The organism is Pantoea sp. UBA5035 (assembly GCF_002415245.1).
GTDB classification, from domain to species: Bacteria; Pseudomonadota; Gammaproteobacteria; order Enterobacterales; family Enterobacteriaceae; genus Pantoea; species Pantoea septica.
Map to the genome: position 1 here is coordinate 151,389 of NZ_DICD01000011.1, position 17,369 is coordinate 168,757.

At 50.3% G+C, this 17,369-nt stretch carries 19 protein-coding genes and 3 pseudogenes; 6 read left to right on the forward strand and 16 right to left on the reverse strand.

Annotation, left to right across the window (positions count from 1 at the left end; genetic code table 11):
- Nucleotides 1–15: 15 nt before the first annotated feature.
- On the reverse strand, nucleotides 16–279 hold the full coding sequence (locus B3229_RS08265; protein ID WP_286870328.1) for a hypothetical protein: 264 nt from the start codon (nucleotides 277–279) through the stop codon (nucleotides 16–18).
- A gap of 131 nt (nucleotides 280–410) precedes the next feature.
- Between B3229_RS08265 and B3229_RS08270 the strand changes: the two genes are divergently transcribed.
- From B3229_RS08270 to B3229_RS08280, 3 genes are all read left to right on the forward strand, one after another.
- Nucleotides 411–983 carry a phage repressor protein CI gene (locus B3229_RS08270; RefSeq protein WP_286870406.1) on the forward strand — a complete coding sequence of 191 codons (573 nt, stop codon included), beginning with the start codon at nucleotides 411–413 and terminating at the stop codon, nucleotides 981–983.
- A complete protein-coding gene (locus B3229_RS08275; RefSeq protein ID WP_286870329.1) occupies nucleotides 983–2,011 on the forward strand; it encodes a phage integrase in 1,029 nt (342 codons plus the stop codon). Before B3229_RS08270 ends, B3229_RS08275 begins: the two co-directional genes overlap by 1 nt.
- A gap of 470 nt (nucleotides 2,012–2,481) precedes the next feature.
- Nucleotides 2,482–3,849: a hypothetical protein gene (locus B3229_RS08280; RefSeq protein ID WP_286870330.1), complete on the forward strand. Its 1,368-nt coding sequence runs from the start codon at nucleotides 2,482–2,484 to the stop codon at nucleotides 3,847–3,849.
- 185 nt (nucleotides 3,850–4,034) lie between these two features.
- Here B3229_RS08280 and B3229_RS21275 read toward each other — a convergent pair.
- A pseudogene (locus B3229_RS21275) lies at nucleotides 4,035–4,252 on the reverse strand (ogr/Delta-like zinc finger family protein).
- A gap of 62 nt (nucleotides 4,253–4,314) precedes the next feature.
- Nucleotides 4,315–4,539 (reverse strand): annotated as a pseudogene (locus B3229_RS08290) (hypothetical protein); the annotation flags it as partial.
- Here B3229_RS08290 and B3229_RS08295 point away from each other — a divergent pair.
- Nucleotides 4,522–4,811, forward strand: a pseudogene (locus B3229_RS08295) (capsid portal protein); the annotation flags it as partial. The pseudogenes B3229_RS08290 and B3229_RS08295 sit on opposite strands and share 18 nt — an antisense overlap.
- Before the next feature lie 359 nt (nucleotides 4,812–5,170).
- Here the strand turns inward: B3229_RS08295 and B3229_RS08300 are convergent.
- The 13 genes from B3229_RS08300 to B3229_RS08355 form a co-directional block, all read right to left on the reverse strand.
- Nucleotides 5,171–6,055 carry a DNA adenine methylase gene (locus B3229_RS08300; protein WP_286870331.1) on the reverse strand — a complete coding sequence of 295 codons (885 nt, stop codon included), beginning with the start codon at nucleotides 6,053–6,055 and terminating at the stop codon, nucleotides 5,171–5,173.
- 69 nt (nucleotides 6,056–6,124) lie between these two features.
- On the reverse strand, nucleotides 6,125–7,624 hold the full coding sequence (locus tag B3229_RS08305; RefSeq protein WP_286870332.1) for a hypothetical protein: 1,500 nt from the start codon (nucleotides 7,622–7,624) through the stop codon (nucleotides 6,125–6,127).
- A gap of 408 nt (nucleotides 7,625–8,032) precedes the next feature.
- Nucleotides 8,033–8,209: a hypothetical protein gene (locus B3229_RS21280; protein WP_376747179.1), complete on the reverse strand. Its 177-nt coding sequence runs from the start codon at nucleotides 8,207–8,209 to the stop codon at nucleotides 8,033–8,035.
- A 1-nt stretch (nucleotide 8,210) separates the two neighbouring features.
- Complete coding sequence (locus B3229_RS08310) at nucleotides 8,211–8,504, reverse strand: hypothetical protein (protein ID WP_286870413.1); 294 nt, start codon at nucleotides 8,502–8,504, stop codon at nucleotides 8,211–8,213.
- A 442-nt stretch (nucleotides 8,505–8,946) separates the two neighbouring features.
- The gene (locus B3229_RS08315; RefSeq protein WP_286870333.1) at nucleotides 8,947–9,156 is read right to left on the reverse strand and encodes an ogr/Delta-like zinc finger family protein; all 210 of its coding nucleotides are present in this window, start codon (nucleotides 9,154–9,156) and stop codon (nucleotides 8,947–8,949) included.
- A gap of 75 nt (nucleotides 9,157–9,231) precedes the next feature.
- The gene (locus B3229_RS08320; protein WP_286870407.1) at nucleotides 9,232–10,356 is read right to left on the reverse strand and encodes a contractile injection system protein, VgrG/Pvc8 family; all 1,125 of its coding nucleotides are present in this window, start codon (nucleotides 10,354–10,356) and stop codon (nucleotides 9,232–9,234) included.
- Nucleotides 10,357–10,370: 14 nt separating this feature from the next.
- Nucleotides 10,371–10,862, reverse strand: coding sequence for a phage tail protein (locus B3229_RS08325; RefSeq protein ID WP_286870334.1), 492 nt, complete (start codon nucleotides 10,860–10,862; stop codon nucleotides 10,371–10,373).
- Nucleotides 10,859–13,351 carry a phage tail tape measure protein gene (locus B3229_RS08330; RefSeq protein WP_286870335.1) on the reverse strand — a complete coding sequence of 831 codons (2,493 nt, stop codon included), beginning with the start codon at nucleotides 13,349–13,351 and terminating at the stop codon, nucleotides 10,859–10,861. The genes B3229_RS08325 and B3229_RS08330 overlap by 4 nt, the downstream gene beginning before the upstream one ends.
- Nucleotides 13,344–13,466, reverse strand: coding sequence for a GpE family phage tail protein (locus B3229_RS08335; RefSeq protein ID WP_053092219.1), 123 nt, complete (start codon nucleotides 13,464–13,466; stop codon nucleotides 13,344–13,346). The genes B3229_RS08330 and B3229_RS08335 overlap by 8 nt, the downstream gene beginning before the upstream one ends.
- A 14-nt stretch (nucleotides 13,467–13,480) precedes the next feature.
- A complete protein-coding gene (locus B3229_RS08340) occupies nucleotides 13,481–13,777 on the reverse strand; it encodes a phage tail assembly protein (protein WP_286870336.1) in 297 nt (98 codons plus the stop codon).
- Between the two features lie 51 nt (nucleotides 13,778–13,828).
- Entirely contained in the window at nucleotides 13,829–14,338 is a 510-nt protein-coding gene (locus B3229_RS08345) for a phage major tail tube protein (RefSeq protein ID WP_286870337.1), read from the reverse strand.
- 12 nt (nucleotides 14,339–14,350) lie between these two features.
- Entirely contained in the window at nucleotides 14,351–15,520 is a 1,170-nt protein-coding gene (locus B3229_RS08350) for a phage tail sheath protein (RefSeq protein WP_286870338.1), read from the reverse strand.
- A gap of 142 nt (nucleotides 15,521–15,662) precedes the next feature.
- Nucleotides 15,663–16,244, reverse strand: coding sequence for a recombinase family protein (locus B3229_RS08355; protein WP_286870339.1), 582 nt, complete (start codon nucleotides 16,242–16,244; stop codon nucleotides 15,663–15,665).
- Nucleotides 16,245–16,277: 33 nt separating this feature from the next.
- On the opposite strand from B3229_RS08355, the gene B3229_RS08360 reads away from it, so the two are divergent.
- The gene (locus B3229_RS08360; RefSeq protein WP_286870340.1) at nucleotides 16,278–16,940 is read left to right on the forward strand and encodes a hypothetical protein; all 663 of its coding nucleotides are present in this window, start codon (nucleotides 16,278–16,280) and stop codon (nucleotides 16,938–16,940) included.
- On the forward strand, nucleotides 16,940–17,332 hold the full coding sequence (locus tag B3229_RS08365; RefSeq protein WP_286870341.1) for a tail fiber assembly protein: 393 nt from the start codon (nucleotides 16,940–16,942) through the stop codon (nucleotides 17,330–17,332). The genes B3229_RS08360 and B3229_RS08365 overlap by 1 nt, the downstream gene beginning before the upstream one ends.
- The last annotated feature ends 37 nt before the right edge of the window (nucleotides 17,333–17,369 follow it).

A 17,369-nucleotide genomic window follows, 5' to 3' on the forward strand; every position in this document is an offset into this window, starting at 1 on the left:
TTCACTTAATGTGAATTAGCCGCCAATAATGAGCTGGAAACGGGAATGCCCGAACGCCTTACGCAACTGCTCTTCTTTCCAGCGTGCGTAATAGATACGGATCGGCCCGCCTACTTTCTTACAACCTTTGCGGATGGTGCGCGGCTCGATAGGCAGTTGCGGGTTGTCGCCGGTAGTCCAGCGATAAACAGTGCGACGGGATACGCCTTCCAGCTCGGCAAACTGCTCGGCAGTGACGATCGGCGCGGGAACTTTGATGATTGCGATTTCAGAAGCCATATTGCATGATTCCTTATTTGAAAGTTTAAGACACCGATTGCCATCTGTTTGCCAACGTTTGCCATCGGATGCCACCAACAAAACGAATCCTAATGCCAATTTTGGCATTGGTCAACATGGAAACTCCATTTATGGACTTTGAAAGCCAGATTTCTAACGAGGAAGTTTTAGACAGGATTTGCCAGGTGTATGGGTTCAACCAAAAAATTCAGCTCGCAAACCACTTTGATATCGCTGCAAGCACGCTGCAAAACCGCTATTCGCGCGGCAATATTTCCTATGATTTCGCAGCCCATTGCGCTCTAGAAACTGGCGTCAACCTCAAATGGATTCTGACCGGGGAAGGCCCGCAGAGAAACGACGATCGCTCAGCTTCATCTGTCCAGCTTCAGATGTTCACATTAAGTGAAGGCAGGCTTTCAGAAAATGGGATCCTGACGGTCGGCCAGGAACTTTTCGGTAAGACCTTGAAGAATGCCATGTGCGTCAGAAATGAAGGCAAAAGCTATATCGTTGAACAAGATGCACCTTTAGCTGATGGTAGCTGGCTTGTAGATGTTGAAGGCGCGGTGAGCTTAAGAGAGCTTACGGTGCTGCCCGGCAAGCGACTGCATGTAGCAGGCGGCAAAGTCCCTTTTGAATGCGGCATTGATGAGATCAAGCAACTGGGCCGCATTGTCGGTATTTATTGCGAGGTTGCCTAATGTCAGTTAGGAAATTGCCCTCTGGCGGCTGGCTCTGTGAGATTTACCACAACGGCAAGCGCACCCGCACCAAATTCGCCACCAAAGGTGAGGCAATCGCCTACGAGCAGCATAAGGTTCAGCAGCCTTGGCATGAGGAAAAAGAAGACCGTCGCACCCTTAAAGACCTGATCACAGCTTGGTATGGTGCGCACGGGATCACCTTAAAGGATGGTGAAAAGCGACAGAAAGCCATGAATCACGCCTTTGAATGTATGGGTGAACCACTGGCTAAAGATTTCGATGCGCAGATGTTTTCTCGCTATCGTGAGCGCAGATTGAAAGGTGATTTTGCTCGCTCAAATCGTGTAACCGAAGTTTCGCCGCGCACGCTTAATTTAGAGCTAGCCTATTTCCGAGCCGTGTTTAACGAGCTAAGCCGGTTAGGTGAATGGAAAGGTGATAATCCTCTAAAACACGTTCGGCCATTCCGCACCGAAGAATCCGAAATGGCTTGGCTGACTCATGAGCAGATTAATTGCTTGTTGTCTGAATGCAAAAAGAGCGAATACAAAGAATTAGAAGCTTTGGTAAAAATTTGCCTCGCAACTGGCGCGCGCTGGTCTGAAGCCGAGGGCCTGAGAAGAAGTCAGATCACTAAATACAAAATCACCTTTACAAAAACTAAGGGTCGAAAAAACAGGACAGTCCCCATCACTGAGGATATTTATAAAATCATCCCTGATAATAAGACCGGCAGAATATTCTTAGATTGTTACGGCGCATTTCGCTCAGCATTAGAAAGAACGGGAATTGAGTTACCTGCAGGCCAGCTTACGCATGTTTTACGCCATACTTTTGCAAGTCACTTTATGATGAACGGCGGAAATCTTTTAGTTTTACAGCGCGTTTTAGGGCATACAGATATCAAAATGACAATGCGCTATGCCCACTTCGCGCCAGACCATTTAGAAGAGGCTGCAAAGCTAAACCCGCTGGCTACAAGTGGCGGTAAAGTGGCGGTAGAGATGGTTAATGATGGCAAATAGAGGCTATCATTGTCACAATATGTTCCTGATTTTAAACGCAAACTATTGTTTTTCCGTTGCTTCGCATAGTTCTCATAATCGCTTGGTCGCTGGTTCAAACCCAGCAGGGGCCACCAAATTTAATGATTAAAATCATTCATTTAAGCCGCTTTTCCAGCGGCTTTTTTTGTAGCCAAAAAACTGCTTGGCAGCAAAATGACAGCAGTTTTTCTACAAACCGTCTTACACTGACCACCGTCACTAGTTCAAAAACAGGTTTTACTTTTCAAATTTTCATAACCTTAATGGCGAACAGATTGTTAAAGGATACTGCGTTCATATCATTGTGAGCCTAGTATCGAAATTTTAATCAACCCATGACGTAACTACATGTATTATTCATGAACGCTTTAATCCGTAGTTCTGAGAAATATATTTGAGCGCAAGGTCGCGTGCTATCTGACTATTTAGTATAAAACAATGGGCCTCATATGAAATCTAACGTAATCAAACCAATAGCTTTATCTAGATTTAATGCTTTAGCTACATACGCGAGAAATCCCCAAGTCAAATCACATTCAAAAGAGCTTGAATGGTTTGAAACACATGACATGAAGGTTTTAGGTGCTTTATTGATTGACACAATAGACAGTGATTATTTAGGTTTGATATTCTCTCGAGACCTTAATAAAAGATATCGCTTTATTAGCATGACAAAATTTGGTGAGGACAGAAATAAGACAAAAAAAGAACTAATAAAAAAAATAGAAGAACTGCATCCATCTGCTGATGAACTGGGGATTCAGGGTGACGAAACTAAAGAAACCATGGACTTTTTTATTGAAACAAAAAAGAAAAACATCAACTCAGATTTTTTATTGCTGATTAACTCATCAAATTACTCAGCAGCAAAAAACATAATTGAACCACTAATGAGATGGTATGTTGATATTGATGGAAACTTTGTTGAGCAATTTCAGACAACAGGTTTTAACCAAAGGATATGGGAACTTCTTCTCTTTTGCATCTTCACAGAAAATGATTGTGTTTTTGATAGTTCTTATAATGCTCCTGACTTTAATCTCCATTTCATTAATGGATTAATATCTATTCCTTTCGCAATCGAAGCAACGACAATCAACCGTCCAATAGATCGGGGAGGCAACCCCATTCCTATGCCTGAAATTGATATTTCTAACATCGAAGAGTACAACAACTTATTAATTAATTATTTCCCTACACGTTATTCTGGCCCACTGCTTGCTAAGCTCAAAAAAAAATATTGGAAGCAAGAGCATGTTTCAGGCAAGCCGTTTGCTATTGCTATAGCTGACTGTCAATTTAAAGGCGCTGGCAACATAAGTCATGATGCCTTACCTTTATATCTATATGGGTTTCAGCAAAAAATTGCAGAGAATGGAGTTGAAAACCGCATAGATATTGATTTTCATGTCTGGGGAACAAAAGAAGTCGCTTCAGGTTTCTTCAACTTTCCGGAATCAGAAAACATCAGTGCCGTGATATTCTCACCTGCTAGCGACATTGAAAAATTCAACAGAATGGGATTAAAAGATAAATTCAATAGTACAAAATATAAAATAAAGAGAACAATAAAAACTCCAAACGAAAAAACATGGGAAATAGAATCCATCACAAGGATAATCCCAACAAAAAATTATACAGAAAGTTGGGATGAAGGCTTAATTGTTTACCATAATCCAAATGCATTACACCCCTTCCCTAAAAATATATTATTTAATGCAGCTCACTATAGTGTTGTTAATGGGAAGCTAATTGTTGAATTTAATAGACTCCCTGTTATTGAAGATACGTCAGAAGTTCTAGAAAATCGTTTATGAAAATTTCCTCAACTTTTAAAACAATCCACTTTGCCACCTCATAGAAGGATTTATAGAGATTTCATTTCGATGTCGATGCAAAAGAAACTTAAAATTTGGCAAAATATTTTTGACAGTAAAGAGTAAAGAATAGATGTAAAATCATAGCCCGTGCAATACGGGCTTCATACTTGATATGTCAGCAATCAAAGCCACAATGGTTGCTGCTGGTTTCTTCCCGAATGCGGCGGCACAGGTTTAACGCTACCTGCTTCATAATGATCTCTGACACGGTTTCATGAGATTTAAACGTACAACTGCAATTGATGTTCTGGCACTGGTTATATCGTTCTTTGGTTGTTGCTGATACCTGAAAGCTGCTGCGGGTATGTGCGGCGTTCCCGCACAAAGGGCAATTCATCATAGCATCGTCTCCAAAACTCAACTGAGATAAACTATACTTAATCAAAAAATTATGAGATGTCACTAATCAATTTCAAATGAGTCTATTTTCACTTCAAGCTCGATACTGGTAGTAAATCCGTTATTAGCGCTCAGTCTGGGCGTCGATGTTATAATGATCCATTCTCCTGCATCTATCTGCTGCCTAAAGCCGCTGACCTTCACCGGCATTTCTGTATAGAGCTCCACGCGTTTTTTCACCAGCTGAATTGAGAACGTCGCTACACTGCGCTGCAGGCGTTCCCACTGGTGGCGGCAAAGAATGAGTTCCTGAAAATCAAAAATGAGTCACGCGATGACATGCTGGCCACGCACCGGGGGCCGCCGCAGATGATGGGCATTGTCCCGAACAACACCGGCGGGTTCGATTACGTAGAGAAAGAGTCATCCGGGTGTTCGTGCGCAATGAACTGATGCCGCTGTAAAAACACTTCGAAGAGCGGAATGCATGGCTGGGTGAAGAGGTGATCACATTCACGCTTTATATCTTTGACTTGGCCGAAGACACCCACCCCACCTGACATCTCATCACCCCCCTTCACCAGAGCGCCTTACCAGCATCCAGCGGGGCGCTTTTTTTTACGGTCTTGCATTGGTCCCGCAGTACCGACACGCCAGCGGCCCGGAAATTGCGCCGCAGAGTTTGACCACCAGCACCCCACAGCGCGCTCGTACCTCCGCCACGCGTGCCCGCTTTAGGTAATGGTTTTCATGCAGGTGCATGGTGTAAGCGAAAACACGTTAGTAAAGGCTTACAGAGATAAGAGGGGATCATCTGAATACAGGCCATTCCATGCATATGCTTGCGAAATCACACAAGATCAAAAGAGTAGTCTGCAGGATTGTGTATATAACACTTTTTGAAAGTAGTTTATTTTACTCAAGCTGAGATTGGCACTGAAACACCTTTAAGAGTGTCAGGTACTGTAATTTTCGGCGAGAATATCATGACTTCTTCTCCGGACTTTTTCTGTTGTGCAGTATATTGTAAGGAATATTCAATTCGGGGAAAATTGCTATAGATATTTTTGATTTCCTCTGCATTATCGTAAGAAACAAGCCAGTTTGGAAAGTTTATTTCCTTAAGTTTTTTCATGACAAGCACATGATCATCGTGATCGTAAAAATTACGATACAAACCTTGACCTTTAACATAATAGGGAGGATCTAAATATAAAAGAATTTTATCTTTATCGGCCTTACCAAGACTATCCATGATATTTAATCCCTCAAGGAAATCTATCGCATCCAAATTAGTAACAATAATTCTTTGATTATAATTCGCTATACTTTCAATTCTTGTTATTAAATCCTCACGATTAAAGCGCACATCCATCTTCCATTTTCCATCTTGTGCTTTTCCACCGATTACACCTGCTTTTAAAATACCAGAACGATTGGTCCTGTTTAAGAAGAATGCAGAAAAACCAACTTCAAGTTTTGAGAACTCTGAAGGATTAGATATAACATGCCGATGAAAGCACCATTCTTCCATATTAATTTTGGCCGTACTGATCAAATTGCAAAGATTTTCAGTATCATCGACCACTGATGACCAAAAAGAATAGACGGCAAAGTCAGCATCATTGATATAAATCTTACGGACATACTCTTCTAATAACAGCTCTAAGGCTACCCCAGCACCTCCAGCATATGGTTCAGCATAAGCTCCATCATTTAACATGTTTTGCTCAATGACATCTTTTAAAAAATAAGATAACTTTCCTTTGCCGCCGGGATATCGTAATGGGGTATAAAATTTCATGTCTACCTCTCAAGCCTGATCCCATACTATATCAAAATACAGACATCCATGTCTATATTTGTCTTAATTTTAATCGCCCCAGATCAGGCTAAGTAGAACTTCAAAATTATCCCATTCAGTATTGACAGCCTCTTTGGATAAAAGCAGATGAGGATTATGAACATACTGCTGTAACGAGCCATTATGCTTAGTGATTTGGCTTGAATAGGTTATTACTGCTGTGCATTGACTGCCTGTCATTTTTTTTGCATCACGAAGATAATTCGCGCACATTATAACTTTGTCGTGCAAGCCTGGATTCCTGTTTGTATCTTTTTGACCAATTTGATTGTCTTCTATAAAAGTAGTCACAGAAAGGTCGATAAATATATGTAATAATATAGATATTGCGTTAGGAGTAGAATCAAAGGTTAAATGGCTTTTGAGCTCATTAAAAATACGAGAGCACTTTTTATGCCCCCTAAAATTAAGTTTCACATAAGATGGTATTAAATTGTTTCGATCAATTTTTGGAGTGGCTTTATTCTTTCCTTTTTTCTTATCATCTGCATCTCCGTCAAATTTAGTTCTTGATTTATCTTTGTCTTCAGAAGACTCATCATTCTTTTCTTCTTGATGGACAAAAGAGCGGCCCTTGCTTTTTTTAATATCATCTGTATCTACAGGACTATCATCTTCGAAATCCTCTTCAACTGGTTCGGTCGAAAAATCAGGATTAGATTCAAGTAAACTCCAAGGTTTATTCAAAACGATATCAGATGCTTTAATGCTTTGTTCAATAATAAAATTGACCCTATCATCTTGGCTTCGAATTCTATTTACGGTGAAGCAAGGCCTTCCCTTTTCATCCTCTTCAATCATAACTGTTAAAATATTTTTAAGTTGAGACTGAAAGCGTTGATAAGATTGGAAACAATATAATATGCCATTGATGCTTTTTAAATTGAAGTAGTCACGGACTTTGAGATCGCCAAAAAGGCGAGTTATGTTTGTTATTCTTAATATTTTCTTTTTCTCTAAAATCTCTTTGAAATAATCAGAGTTTAACTCTAAAAAAGTAAATAATTGATTCCCAAATGACTGTTTACCATTTCTAGCCATATGCCTGGCTTTTTCAGGTGCTGTCCACTCAACCCTTCCTACTCCTCCATTTTGGCCGGTATGCTTTAAATTTACCCAATGTTCGTAATCGTCGTTATCAAAAACCACACAATTATCTATAATTTTTATATCTTTGGATTGAGTGATTTTAAGCTTTTCGAAAGCCTTCCTTGCTTTTTCATTGGGCGCGAGTTTAGGGGATAACAACAACTTGAGTGCAGTAACTCGTCGATTGCCTTCTGCTACCACATAGAAACCATCTTCATCTTCACTAGGATAAACCAAAACATTCTCAGATGGGTCCAAGCCTTTTGCAACGATATCCTTGGCCAATCGGTAGATGCGGTCGTACTGCAACTCTAACATTTTAGCTATAGCGTCGCGTTGGTTTTCAGCCGATACAGGAAAGCGAGAGTTGTCTACATCTAAAAGTAACTTATTGATATTCATTGATTTAATTTGATTCATCGAAACATCCTCTGTCGAATTATTGACGCCGAAAGAATATTTTTTATCATAATTTGCATACTAGCAATAGGGTTAAATATATTATCCCTTTTATGGTAAATAGTTCTCATTCCCATATATTTAGCACTTATTAGCTTGAAAATTCAGGCAGATAGTTTAAATTTTTAATAAATCTTGGTGACATGCTATAACCGCTAAACAAAAACATTTAGACAACGCTACTCATGCATTTTGAAAAGAAAGTTTATGATATTGCTATGGTCAAGGAATCAAAAGGCAGCTCAACTACGCGCCTATGAACTTCGCCGACCTAATTAAGAACAGCCGCAGTTTTTCATCGTTGAAAAAATCATCCTTCGGGAAAAAAAATATCCGACGTAGACGCCCCGGTAAATGATCTGATAGCTATTATCTTTGCCATCCATAATCTGACGCCTCGCAGGCTTGTTGCTCAACCCAGTAGGCGCGAAAAGCAAGTTTTAGCAGCCACCGGGTTCTCTCAATATACCACTTGTCATTTTTCCAGAAATTCTGGATGATTTCGCTAATGCGTTGTTTATCTTTGTATATGCTGAACCACTGCATTTCAATCCAGGACACGCTTCCCGGATGGACGCGAAAGGTAGTGGCGGGATATATGATAATGATCCCGGCTATGAATCTCTGCCTGCATAGCCTTGACTAACGCCTGGCTTAATTTCTGCATGATTTCAATTTGCATCACAATCTCCTTATTCAATAGGGTATAGTATTTCTTTAGCAGAATCCTGCCGAGTTTCTGAGTTTCCAATGCGGCAATATTGGTGAGTGCCAGTTTCAGGCCAGACAGCTTGCAGTTAGCAATCAGCGAAACCTCCGCAATAAACTGCGTGCACGCCATTTTTTATGCCTCTGGCTTGATTCCTGAGCCGTCATCCCTTCCAAATTTTACTGTTAATTTAAACAGTATCGCAGCATTTATAACTAGAGAAAAAAATGTATGAGCCAGATATTTTTTATTTCGCAGATACGAAAAAAGTTTCCTTCCTCACTCAAGCTATGCACGGTTGAGTGCAGCATATAATAGTAAGACTATCATTAGCCCGCTAATCACTAACTTTAGCTCGTTATTGATTGTTTTTAGTCGTGAAATCTGCGCCAATTGACCGAACTCGAACTCCAAGTTGCATACACGTTATAATGTATTCGAATCAGTTATCGCCAGCACTTCCAGCACTACAAGCCCCCCACCACCGTACACTTATCGCCAGAACTCCAAGAGGCGGCGCTGCCGCCATAAAAAACCCGCTTACGCGGGCTTTGCTTTTCAAACGCTTAAACACTCAGGCACGAACCTCAGCCTGCTTCTTCGCTATCTCCACCTTTTCGATTTTACCCGGCGTCACGATCATGCCGGTCACGCTCTCGTGCGTCTTAAAGGTGCAGCTGCAGTTGATGTTCTGGCACTGGTTGTAGCGCTCTTTGGTCTCGTTAGAGATGTAACGGCTACTGCGCGTGTGGGCAGCGCTCTGACACAGCGGGCAATGCATCATTTGTGAGTTCCTCAGTAGTTGACGCGATGATTATCACCCACATAACTCACAAAAAGCAAATTAATTAACTATTAGTTAGTTAATTCTCTCATATTCCACATCCGTGATATCGTTCTCCAGCTCCAGCGTCGTGGTAAATCCCTCTTTAACGTTCAGATTATGCGTCACCTTGCTGATCACCCAGGCGCTGGCGTCAATCACCGCTTTAAAGCCGCTGACCCTGACCGGTGTTTCAGGATAGAGATCCGCACGCCCGCTCGCCAGCTGAAAGGTAAAGTGAGCCGCGCCGCGCTGTTTCTCGTTCCACTTCGCCTGCGCCGCCTGAATCGCCGCCTCTTCGCTGTTGAAGACGTCTGGCAGCACCAGCAGGCTCTCTTTCGCACCGGAAAGATAATCCCCTTCCTGCTGACCCGTTAGCCGCGGCGCGCTTTGCGCATCAGGATGGGCAACCGCAGCCTCGTTCGTGGCCTTTGCCTTGCGCTGCATCTGCACCACATGCGTTTTCGCCTCTTTTGTTGAGAGCCATCGCGCCTGCACGCCGCTATAAGTGGTGCGATCGGCAACAGTAAAATTGTGTTTATCGCCATCCTGGCGCGTCAGCGTCACCGTGGGTATCGCGCCGCCGCTGGCTAACTGGCCGCTGCCGGGCCGCAAAAAAAGCAGCCGCCCCGCTTTGATAACCGCGACCGCGCCATAGCGTTGCGCCAGGCGAGTGACAAAGCTGGGATCGGTTTCGTGGGTCTGATCGATATGATCGATCTTGATCCCGGCGAACCCTTCCGCCATCTGCAAAATCAGCCCGCAGCGCTGGGCTATCTGCGTCACGATGCTGCCCAGCGTGGCGTCGTGATAAGAGAGGTCACGCGCCTTGCCCAGCTCCCCGCGAAAATCGACGCTGCGCGCCACAATGGTCAGCACATCGGGCGCGCCGCCGTGGCTCACCTGATCGACCGTAAAGTCGCCCTTGTTGTGCAGCTGGCCAACCCAGCCCAGGAACAGCGATACGACCGTGCCGCGCTGCGGCAGCTGCAGCAGGCCGTCGCTGTCGTCCAGAGCAAGGTTAAGCGTATCCGCTTCGAAGCCGCGATTATCGGTAAGCGTCAGTGAGATCAGCCGATCGCGCAGATTGGGCGTCACATCCTTGCTGCCGATCCACAGCATAAAATCGGGTGCCGGCCGGCTGCCCGCCTTAATCGCCATCGCGCCGAGTTCGCTCACAGTGAGAAGCCTCCCGCCGCCATGCCTGACGAGAGGTTGCCCGCCGCCGCTTCCGCCTTCGCCCACAGCGCGCTGCCCTGCGCTTTCAGGTCGCCGAACATTGAGACCAGCGACTCGTCGACGCGCAGCAGGTCGAGGGTAAAGGCAATCACGCGCGCGCTGCCGTCGGCGTAGAAGTCGCTGTGCGTGGTCTTAAAGCTCTCGATGACATACATGCCGTAGATGGTGCCGTCGCCGCCGATCAGCGGCCAGGCGCGTCCTTCGTCAGCCAGCAGCTGAAACGCCTGCGCCTTAACCGGACCGCCGGTCAGCTCGGGGCGCAGCTCGCCGCTCAGGGAGATTTTGTCGCTGCCTTTGCCGGTAAACTGCGCTGCGGCGCGCATGCCGACGCGGCTGTTGCTGGCCCAGTTCCAGCCGCTGCTGTGTATCAGCTGGTTATAGGGCAGCGTCTGCCGCATAAAGGGCAGCATGCCGTAGATCATCATCATGGATAAAATCCTCCTGTCATGGCGCTGCGCTGCCGGTTTTGCTGCTCAAACTGCTGCTGAGCAAAATGCTGCTGCACAACCCGTCCAATCTCATGAGCATCCATGCCGGCTGGCGCATTCACCGTGATATTGCTGGTGTAGGCGTTCTGCTGCGTCATGCTGCCTGCGGCGGGCGCGACTACCGGCCGGTAGCTCGGGCCGCCGGTCAGCAGGTTAGGTTGCAGCTCGCTGGCGGCGGCGTTCTCGACGGGCGCCGCGTCTGGCGGCAGATCCGCCTTCAGCTGTTTGCTTTTACTGCTGGCGATGCCGAGCTTGTTCAGCACCCAGTCGATACCGCTGGTGAGCTGGTCCAGCGCGTGGCCGGGGATCTTTAGCGCCTCGGCGAGCATATTGCCGAAGCTTTTCCCCATATCGCCGGCGGCGGCCAGCTGCTCCTGGGTCGCTTTCACCGGCTCCAGCAGCTGCGTAAAGCCGTTCCACACCGACTTAATCTTGTCCGTCACCCAGGCGAACACCGGCTGCAGCGGCGCAAAGGCGTCGCCGATCGGCCCCATCGCCGCGGAGAACCCCTGCGCGACGCCGCTAATAAAGGCGCTGATGGGCTCCCAGTACTGACGGATCAGCAGCGCGCCGCCGACGATGGCCGCAACGATAGCCACGACCGGCAGCGTGATAGCGCCGATGGCGGTGACGATCGCGCCGCCCACTACAGTGAACAGGCCACCGAGGATCTCCACCCCGGCCATAATGGCGCCAACGCCGCTGACCACCGGCCAGACCGCCATGCCGATAGCGCCCAGCGCGCCGACAAAGGTCAGCGCCACCGCCGCCGCCGTTGCGATGCCGCTCGCCAGCGTTGGGTTATCCTGCAGCCACTGATCGATGGTCTGCAGGAACTGCGTCGCCTCCTGCGTCAGCGTGCGCAAAGGGCCGTCGAGCGGCGCAAAAAGGTCAACGCCGATAGCCGCCCTGGAGGCGTCCAGCTTTTGCAGATCCCCGCCGAGGCTGTCCTGCTGCGCCTGCGCCATTCGCGCCGTCCCGCCGTCGGCGTGTTGTACCGATGCGGTGAGCGTCTCCAGCTCGCCGCTGGCGGCGCCCCGCGTCAGCAGCGAGGCTGACGAGGCTGCCTTCGCGCCGACGATGCTCTTCAGCGCGTCGGTCTGCTGCGCCGCATCCATCCCCTTGCTGGCGAACGCGGCCTGGATATCTTTCAGCAGCGGCAGGATCTGCCGTGCGTCGCCGTTTTCGTCGCGAGTGGACACGCCAAGCGCGGCGATAGCGCCCTCGCCTTCGCGCGTCTGCAGCCGCGTCAGGATCGCCCCGACCTCGTCGCCCGCCGCCACGCCGGTAATGTGATTTTGCGCCAGCAGTCCCAGCATGGCGGAGGTCTGCTCAACGCCGACGCCGGCGCTTTTCGCCACCGGCGCGACGCTGCCCAGCGCGCTGCTCAGATCCTCAAACTTCATGCCGGTCTGGTCGAGGGTGGCGTTAATCACATCGCCCAGGTGGGCGATGTCGCCGCTGTCGAGACCGAACGCGCTTTTCGCGTCCATAAGCAGACCGGCGTTGTCCGCCGCCGAGTGGCTGTTGACCTGCGCCATGTTCAGCGCCACCGGCGTCGCGAAGGCGATGTCGTCGACCGAGCCGCCCGCCTGGGCGATATCGAGCTGGGTCTGCGCCACCGCCTGCGCCGGAACGCCGGTCTGCACGCTGAGGCTGCGCGCCTGTTTATCCAGCGCGACGGCCTGCGGCGATCCTTTCTGCAGGCCGGTTTTGGCCTGCAGCGCGGCATCGGCGCGCGCCAGCTCGTAGCCGGGACGCAGCAGCGCGGCATCGGCGCGCGCCAGCTCGTAGCCGGGACGCAGCAGCGCGGCGCCGGCGGTGAAGCCCGTTTTCGCCAGGCCGAGCGCTGCTGCGCCGCCGCTGCGGATCTGGCCCGCCAGCGCCTGCCCTTTACGGTAGCGCTCCGCCGTCTGGTTTTGCCGCTCCTGCTGCTGGTTCAGCCGCTGAAGCTGCTGCTGCTGACCGCTAAGGTGCTGGCTGGTCTGCGCCGCGGCCGCTTTCAGCCGCAGCTGTTCGCTGCTCAGGCTGCGCGTGGAGATGCCCGCGTCGTTCAGGCTCGCGCGCTGCTGCTGCACGGCCAGACGCAGGCTCTGCGCCTGGCTTTGCAGCGCGGCGGTATGCTGACGCGCCTTCTCCAGCGCGCGGCTCTGCTGCTCCGCAGGTTGACCGCTGGCGCGCATTGCCAGCGCCAGCGCCGCTGTTTCCGCCTTCGCCTGTTTAAGCTGCTGCTGCGTGTCGCTCAGCTGGCGGCTGGCGGCGCGAAAGCCGTCGATTTTCGCCGACTGCGCCTGCAGCGCCGCCAGGCTCTGTTGCGTATCGGCAATCGAACTGGCGACGTTTTGCGTTTCGTTCTGGAGGCTCTGTAGCGGGCGCAGCGCCTGATTAACCGCTTTCAGCAGCGCCTGCAGTTTGAGGTCTTCACTCATCCGTATTTGCTCCGCTGCGGATCAGGGCTTTATGCCGCCAGTCGAGCAGGTCGGCCAGCGGCAGGTCGTTCATTTCAGAAAGGGGCCAGTGAAAAATGGCGGCGATATCAGCCATCAGATCGTTGACCGTCAGTCCGCCGGGCCAGTCGACGCTGCCGACTTCGCTTGCAAAAAACCAATCACCTTGCCGCCGAGCGCGATGAGATCTACCGGGTCAAGGCTGTTGCACTCCGCTTTGGTCAGCGCAGGCAGCGTAATACGCGGCAGCACCGTCAGCAGCGCATCGACATCGCTTGATGCGAGATCGGCAAGGCGCACGCCGCGCAGCGAACCGGCGCTCGGCCTAATCAGCTCAACCTGCGCGATCGTGGCGTCGCCGCGTTTCAGCGGGGTTTCCAGCTCAACGCTATTCTCTTTTTGTTCCATGCTTCTCTCTCATACAGATGAAAAAGCCAGCGCCGGGCGCTGGCGTCAGGGTTAAGCCAGGCCGAGATTTTTACGGCGCTGGGCAAGGCGATCGTCGCCGTTCACCTTCTCGACCATGTTGACGGTGTCGATCTCAATCAGCTCTTTACCGTTCCAGGTGAGTTTGAAGTAGGTGTTTTTGGTGGTGATTTTGGTTTCGGTATCCTCGCCCTGCTTGGCTTCGCCGAAGTCGAACGCCTGATGACGGCCGCGCATCTCAATCTCCACCGCGATCTCTTCGCCGGTGTCGTCACGCTGGTAGGAGCCGGTGAAGCGCAGCGGTACGGCGGAACCGCCCCACTGCGTCAGCACCAGGTCGTCCATACCGGCAATGGTCCACTCCATATCGAGCGCGTCGTCGTCCAGACCGTTATCGATAAAGGCCGCGCCGTTCATGCCGCCGCCGCGATAGGCATCCAGCTTGCGGGAGAGTTTCGGCAGGGTGACGGAAGAGACAACGCCCTGATAGCTGTTTGAATCATTGAAAAGGTTCAGCCCTTTCAGTTTGCGGGGTAGTGCCATTTATCCGGCTCCTCAGCTGTTAACGGATGCGGCGAAGTTCGCCAGATAGGTATCGGTGATGCGCTGGCGCAGCGTCAGATCTTCCAGCGGCGGCACCGGCGTGTAGTCGTAGTCGATAAAGAGCTTGCCCGCCTTCAGGGTCGCGGCGTCGTTAGCGCTTTCGTCATACCAGCAGGAGGCGCCCAGCAGATAGCCGGCGTTGACCAGCTCGCGGAATTTGGCGTTGATGCCTGCCACGATTTCACGCACCAGCACCGGCGTCAGCGGCTTGTCGTTGGCCCACATGTGTGCTTCGGCCATGGTGTCGGCCAGCACCTGCGCGGTGCGGGTGTAGTTTTCAAATACAAAGAGCGGATCGTCGCTGCAGGTGCGGTTGCCCCAGAAGCGGAAGCCATCTTTGCGGATCAGCGTGGTGACGCAGGCTTCGTTCAGCAGGTCGGCGTCGGTGCCGCTCTGCTGCAGATCCCAGAAGACCGATGAGGAGATGCCGGTCACGCCGTTGACGCCGACGTTCGACAGGGTTTTATGCCAGCCGGTGTCGTTGTCGATTTTGGCGCGCAGGCCAAGGGCGCGCGCCGTTGCATAGGCGGTTTCGGCGGCGTTGGTCGCGGTGTTCCAGGCGACGAAGTCGGGCCAGATCACCATCAGCTCGCGCTGGCTGAAGTTTTTGCGGTAGTTCATCGCCTCGCTGATGGTTTTGCAGTTCCAGGCGGAGACATAGGCGAAGGCGCGCAGCTGCTGCGCGATGCCTGCCAGCGCGGTCGCCACTTCCTGCGAATCGAGCCCCGGCACGCCGAGAATGCGCGGCTTGACGTCGAGCTGCGTCTGCGCGGTGAGCAGCGCCTTCATGCCGGTGTACTGGCCGTTTTCATCGGTGGTGCCGATAAGGTTGGAGATCGTTTCCGCGGCGGTCGCGCCTTCGGCGACGCGAACCACGACGGTAACCGGTTTCGACTGGTCGGCAATCGCCTGCAGCGACGCCGCCAGCGTGCCTTTGCTGCCGGCTTTGGCGATAGCGGCCTGCACGTTGGTCAGCAGCACCGGGGTGTTGAGCGGAAAAGCCGCAGCGTCTGCGTCGTCTGCGGTGCAGACCAGGCCGACTACGGCGGTGGATACGGTAGAAATGGTGCGCGTGCCGTCATTAATTTCGACAACGCGTACACCGTGATGATAATCAGACATCTGATGCACTCCGTGTTGAGGGTGCGCTCAGATTGTCAGGTCAGGTGAGAGAAATCATGCGGTTGCGGTCTGCTGAGGGATGAGTGAACAGCGGCCTCTCGCAGGAAGGTTCACAGCGCTTTTTTAGCGGTCGCCATGACGTTCAGGAGGTCGTTGCCGACGGGCCTTCGAGCGCCTTTGCCGGAAAGTATTTATAGAGGGTCGATAGCGCGACGTTATAAATAATCGCCAGCTGCTGGCGGCTATGTCCCTTAGCCAGCAGCCGGCTAATTTGCTCGACCTCATCCGCGTTTAGCGCTCTGGGCCGTCCGCCCAGTCGCCCTTTCGCTCTGGCCGCAGCCAGCCCCGCCAGAGTGCGCTCGACGATAAGCTCGCGCTCCATTTCAGCCAGCGCCGACATAACGTGAAAAAAGAAGCGCCCCATCGCGCTGCTGGTATCGATGCTGTCGGTTAACGAGCGAAAGTGCGCGCCGCGATCGTGCAGCTCGGATATCAGCGCAATTAAATTTTTCACGCTGCGCCCAAGTCGGTCCAGTTTCCAGACAACCAGCGTATCGCCTTTGCGGATGCATTTAAGCGCCTGCCTGAGGCCTGGGCGGGTTGCCGTCTTCCCGCTGATACGATCTTCAAAAATACGGTCACAATTCGCGCTTAAGAGCGCATCGCGCTGTAAGTCGCAGTTCTGGTCAATTGTTGATACGCGAATATAACCAATCACGGCCATACGTTTTTCTCTTCAGCTTGTCTGGGGCGGATTTTGGCGGATTTTGCCATGCGTGGTGGGTTTATCAAAAACCTTGGTATTAGCGAAAAGTTTTCTGGCCGCTTCCTTAACCGGCAGATATTCATCACGCCAGGGGCCGTCAGCTATAAGCCGTCGCCTGGAACGAAGCGCATCAAAATCATTCTGACAGGCGGTGGCGGCAGAGGCTATGGCTACCTTGGCTGGGGCAATGGATTTCGTTCGCGTGGCGCAGGCGGTGGGGCAGGCGGGACTACAATCGCCTGGCTGACAATTGATGAAGGCAAAACTTATACAGGCGTTGTTGGCCAGGGAGCGGATGAAACGTCAGACTCATCAAGCAGTTCCTTCGATGGGCGATTAACCGCAGGCAACGGTGTTTCTGCGAATGGCAATGCGGGCGGCGGTGGCGGCAACGCGGTTGGCGGCGATTTAAATATTCGCGGTGGTGACGGCAGCGACGCGCCCGGTATTGTCAGCGATTCATCTAATCCTTACTTCGGAGGCTCTGGCGATGGTGGCGCAAGTTACTGGGGCGGCGGTGCCCGCAGCGGTGAAGGGTCAAATTCAAATCGTGCGCCAAGGTTTGGTGCGGGCGGTGGTGGTAATACTCGAACCGATCCATATGTTGGGGCTTTTGGCGCGCACGGAGTCATCTACATTGAGGAGTTTAGTTAATGAAAACTTATGCCCGAATTGAGGAACAGCGCGTTGTTGAAATGGTCTCACTCAGTGTTGATCCTTCTGCTATTTATCATCCTTCTCTAGAATGGATTGATATTACACCATTATCATCGCCGCCTGAAGTTGGTTACATTTTTAATAACAATGTGTTCACTGCACCTGTTATTGAATCTGAGAATGCTGGGTTGATTGCTGATATCACCTTCAATTTCTTGATGGAAGAAGCAGCTAAAATTATTGCTCCTTTACAGGATGCTGTCGACATTAACATGGCAAATGAAGAAGAAGTTGCACGGCTTGCTAAATGGAAAAAATATAGAGTGCTTCTCAATCGAGTCAATATAAAAAGTGCGCCAGATATAGAATGGCCGGACAAACCTGAATAATTAATAAGCCGCACCTAAATTATATTTAGGTGCGGCT

Excerpts from the sequence above, each read along its gene's own strand:
- B3229_RS08350 (WP_286870338.1), bottom strand. The coding sequence starts at position 15,520 with ATGTCTGATTATCATCACGGTGTACGCGTTGTCGAAATTAATGACGGC.
- B3229_RS08355 (WP_286870339.1), bottom strand. The coding sequence starts at position 16,244 with ATGGCCGTGATTGGTTATATTCGCGTATCAACAATTGACCAGAACTGC.
- B3229_RS08270 (WP_286870406.1), top strand. The coding sequence starts at position 411 with ATGGACTTTGAAAGCCAGATTTCTAACGAGGAAGTTTTAGACAGGATT.
- B3229_RS08265 (WP_286870328.1), bottom strand. The coding sequence starts at position 279 with ATGGCTTCTGAAATCGCAATCATCAAAGTTCCCGCGCCGATCGTCACT.
- B3229_RS21280 (WP_376747179.1), bottom strand. The coding sequence starts at position 8,209 with ATGCAGTGGTTCAGCATATACAAAGATAAACAACGCATTAGCGAAATC.
- B3229_RS08335 (WP_053092219.1), bottom strand. The coding sequence starts at position 13,466 with ATGGCTGATATCGCCGCCATTTTTCACTGGCCCCTTTCTGAAATGAAC.
- B3229_RS08300 (WP_286870331.1), bottom strand. The coding sequence starts at position 6,055 with ATGAAATTTTATACCCCATTACGATATCCCGGCGGCAAAGGAAAGTTA.
- B3229_RS08315 (WP_286870333.1), bottom strand. The coding sequence starts at position 9,156 with ATGATGCATTGCCCGCTGTGTCAGAGCGCTGCCCACACGCGCAGTAGC.
- B3229_RS08310 (WP_286870413.1), bottom strand. The coding sequence starts at position 8,504 with ATGGCGTGCACGCAGTTTATTGCGGAGGTTTCGCTGATTGCTAACTGC.
- B3229_RS08330 (WP_286870335.1), bottom strand. The coding sequence starts at position 13,351 with ATGAGTGAAGACCTCAAACTGCAGGCGCTGCTGAAAGCGGTTAATCAG.
- B3229_RS08345 (WP_286870337.1), bottom strand. The coding sequence starts at position 14,338 with ATGGCACTACCCCGCAAACTGAAAGGGCTGAACCTTTTCAATGATTCA.
- B3229_RS08325 (WP_286870334.1), bottom strand. The coding sequence starts at position 10,862 with ATGATGATGATCTACGGCATGCTGCCCTTTATGCGGCAGACGCTGCCC.
- B3229_RS08365 (WP_286870341.1), top strand. The coding sequence starts at position 16,940 with ATGAAAACTTATGCCCGAATTGAGGAACAGCGCGTTGTTGAAATGGTC.
- B3229_RS08280 (WP_286870330.1), top strand. The coding sequence starts at position 2,482 with ATGAAATCTAACGTAATCAAACCAATAGCTTTATCTAGATTTAATGCT.
- B3229_RS08275 (WP_286870329.1), top strand. The coding sequence starts at position 983 with ATGTCAGTTAGGAAATTGCCCTCTGGCGGCTGGCTCTGTGAGATTTAC.
- B3229_RS08340 (WP_286870336.1), bottom strand. The coding sequence starts at position 13,777 with ATGGAACAAAAAGAGAATAGCGTTGAGCTGGAAACCCCGCTGAAACGC.
- B3229_RS08320 (WP_286870407.1), bottom strand. The coding sequence starts at position 10,356 with ATGGCGATTAAGGCGGGCAGCCGGCCGGCACCCGATTTTATGCTGTGG.
- B3229_RS08305 (WP_286870332.1), bottom strand. The coding sequence starts at position 7,624 with ATGAATCAAATTAAATCAATGAATATCAATAAGTTACTTTTAGATGTA.